This window comes from Mesorhizobium sp. M0633 (genome assembly GCF_040320645.1).
Classification (GTDB): domain Bacteria; phylum Pseudomonadota; class Alphaproteobacteria; order Rhizobiales; family Rhizobiaceae; genus Mesorhizobium.
This window is the reverse complement of the sequence record NZ_JAMYQC010000093.1, coordinates 1-2,786: the sequence shown is the minus strand read 5'-3', so window position 1 is coordinate 2,786 and position 2,786 is coordinate 1. Positions and strand designations below refer to the sequence as shown.

The 2,786-nt window shown below is 62.5% G+C and carries 2 protein-coding genes and 1 pseudogene; all 3 read right to left on the bottom strand.

The genetic code is table 11. The annotated features are described in order from the left end of the window. Positions 1 to 129: 129 nt before the first annotated feature. Positions 130 to 2,199 carry a recombinase family protein gene (locus NKI47_RS34670; RefSeq protein WP_352596291.1) on the bottom strand — a complete coding sequence of 690 codons (2,070 nt, stop codon included), beginning with the start codon at positions 2,197 to 2,199 and terminating at the stop codon, positions 130 to 132. Further along, positions 2,186 to 2,371, bottom strand: coding sequence for a hypothetical protein (locus tag NKI47_RS34665; protein WP_147377831.1), 186 nt, complete (start codon positions 2,369 to 2,371; stop codon positions 2,186 to 2,188). The genes NKI47_RS34670 and NKI47_RS34665 overlap by 14 nt, the downstream gene beginning before the upstream one ends. A gap of 308 nt (positions 2,372 to 2,679) precedes the next feature. Beyond that, positions 2,680 to 2,786: pseudogene (locus tag NKI47_RS34660) on the bottom strand (IS66 family transposase); the annotation flags it as partial.

The following is a 2,786-nucleotide window of genomic DNA, read 5'->3' as shown; positions in this document are numbered from 1 at the left end:
ATATCGTTCAACTTGGCGCTGACGATCAGGCTGTAGAGAACGGCAGCGCGCTGTCCGCCGCGATCGGAACCGCAGAACAGCCAGGACTTTCTGCCGAGAGCGAAGACTGATTCATTATGCATCCCCTCTTCAAATGGCGGGAAACAGCGATTTCTGATTATCGTCGTTGATGATACGCGGGGATTTGCGCGCCAAATCGGCCTTGATCCGTTCATCTTCAAGGTCGCTGGCGCGGATCTGGTAGGGCGCGCCGCGCATGACCTGCTCGGCGGGCAAGAGGCCGTCCCTGACGAACCGGCGGATTTTGACGTGCGACACGCCAAGCTTCGCGGCCGCGTCCGACATAGTGAGCCACTCGCCATTCTTGTCGGACGAGCGATAGCCGCTGATCTTGTGCACCGTGCGCAGCGATTGGACGCGACGCGCGGTCCAGGTCTTTCCCTGACCCGTCTTCATGCCCATGCGGTTGAGTGTGGCGGCGATTTCGGCATCCGACCATCGCGTTGCCATGGATCGCATGACCGCCAGAGCCTCCTCAGGCGTACGCTGGCCATGCTCTCCGGATTTGGGCTTGCGAACCCTTACCTGGGAATGCTGGCCCCCATGCCAATGGATGGTCAGGATCACATCGCGCGCGTCGTCATCGACGTCCGCCACAATGTCCTTGATGAGCGCGCGCAGCAGTTGCTGACGGCAGCGCATATCGACACCCGGCGCATTCCAGGCGGCTTCGAGATCCTGGGCGAGGCCGGTGAAGTCAGGGATCGCGTCGACAGGCTCCATACGCTGGACTTCACTGAGCCGGGCCTCGCAGGTCTCCACGCGCCTGAGCGTAGCTTCCCAGTTCCTCTCGAGCTGGGCCGCTATAAGCCGGTTCTCCGGGTCGCAGGCGGCATAGCGGCGCTCGGCGAGCGATGCCTCATAGCGTGCCTGCTGCAGGTCCATCTCGATCATCTGCCGCCGCCTGGCTTCGCTCTCCAGCTGCATCTGTTCAGCCTCCAACGCCGCCTCGATCGCCATCGGCGCAACCGCCTCCAGCGCTTCGCGGGTCACCGCCGCGTCGGTGCGAAAGCCGTTGAACGACATGCATCGCGCCTGTGCCATCATGAGGTTGCCGCGCTCGCAGCGATAGACCGGATAACCTTGGCCGCGTCCGGCATACGTGACAACCAGTCTTCGCCCGCATCGACCACAAGAGAGAAGACCCGGGAGCAGCGCGCGACCGCCGCGGCCCGACTTGACGCCGCCGGCTTTGCCATAAGCGTTGGCCGCGAGCAGTTCCTGGTTCCGTTCGTACTCGCTCCATCCGATGTAGCCTTCGTGATGCTCCTTGAGCACCACCGCCCACTCGCTGGCCGGCTTGTAATGGCCATAGCTCTTGCGAACGCGGCCATCGACGATCTCGGTGCGCTTCTCGCTCTTACCATAGACATAGGCGCCGGCGTAGAATGGGTTCTTCAGGATCGAGATCACGTTGCGGTAGCGGATCGGAACCCAGTCGAAGGACACCATCTTCTTGCCGTCGGAGGGTCTGGGAAAATGCACGCCATCGTCGATCATCGAGATCAGGACCTGGCGCGCACTGCCGAGTTCGCGGAAGCGCGCGAATATCAGGCGAATGGTCTCCTGCAGGCGCATGTCGGGATCAAACCCCAGACCGTAATCGCGGTGCCAGACATAGCCGAAGGGCACGGAGATGCGCAGTTCCCCGCGCTGTGCCTTGGCGCGGGCGGCCTCGTACATGCGGGCACGCAGCACCCCGAGCTCGAACTCGCTGATGCTGCCCTTCATACCGAGCAGCAGGCGGTCGTTCGGCAACCCCGGATCGTAGACTCCGTCCAGATCGATCACCCGTGCATCGACTTCGCCGCACAACTCGAGCAGCCGATGCCAGTCCGGTCCGTTGCGAGACAGGCGGGACGCCTCCAGGCAAAGCACAGCGCCCACATGACCGGTGCACAGATCGTCGACCAGGCGCTCGAAACCCGGACGCTCCACAGCCCGGCTTGCGGTTCGTCCCAGATCCTCGTCGATCACCTCTACTTTGCGGAATCCCCAGCGCCGCGCGACGTCGACAAGCTCATATTGCCGACGCTGGCTCTCAAGATTGAGCTGCACTTGCGCCTGCGTGGACTGACGTACATAGACGACGGCCTTGCGCTTGAGGATGGTGGCAGGAATCAGATTACTGCTCGTCATCGCGGCTCTCCTCCGTCACGATGCCGGCGGCGGCCATCAGCACATTGGCGAGCCGGGCGATCACGATCGTTCGTTGCGCTGCGCTCAGCCCGACCAGCTTGTGCGAGTCGAGCGGCATGCTGAGCTGGCGAACGATCACGAGAGATCGTGTCGGTGGCGGCAAGGTTCTCATTTTGAGTCTCCCCGATGATGAAACCATCCGGAGAGCCTCGCCGGAAACGGCGCTGGATCAAGAGCTTGTTCAGTTCAAGCAGTGCAGCAAGCGACGCGCGCGGGGATCCCAGATCCATTGCTGCGCACGCCACGGGATCTATCATCCAGGCCGGAGCGGTAATGACATGCCCAGGCACGATGACGAGATGAATGATCCGACCGTTGGCGCGTTCTTCGCTGTTCTCGCAGCGAAGCCGGCGTCCGAAATACGCATGCCAGCGATAATGGACTTCGACCTCCTGCCCAACATGGGCAGAATGACCCCGAGATTGCGATGCCGCGCAGGGCTCGCTCGGCTGCATTGTTCGATAGGCAGATCCGCCCGTCGTCGAGGAACCGGGCGAAGGATGACCAGCGGCGCAGCATGTAGTTGA

Coding starts and splice junctions, on each gene's coding strand:
- NKI47_RS34665 (WP_147377831.1), bottom strand. CDS start 2,371: ATGAGAACCTTGCCGCCACCGACACGATCTCTCGTGATCGTTCGCCAG.
- NKI47_RS34670 (WP_352596291.1), bottom strand. CDS start 2,199: ATGACGAGCAGTAATCTGATTCCTGCCACCATCCTCAAGCGCAAGGCC.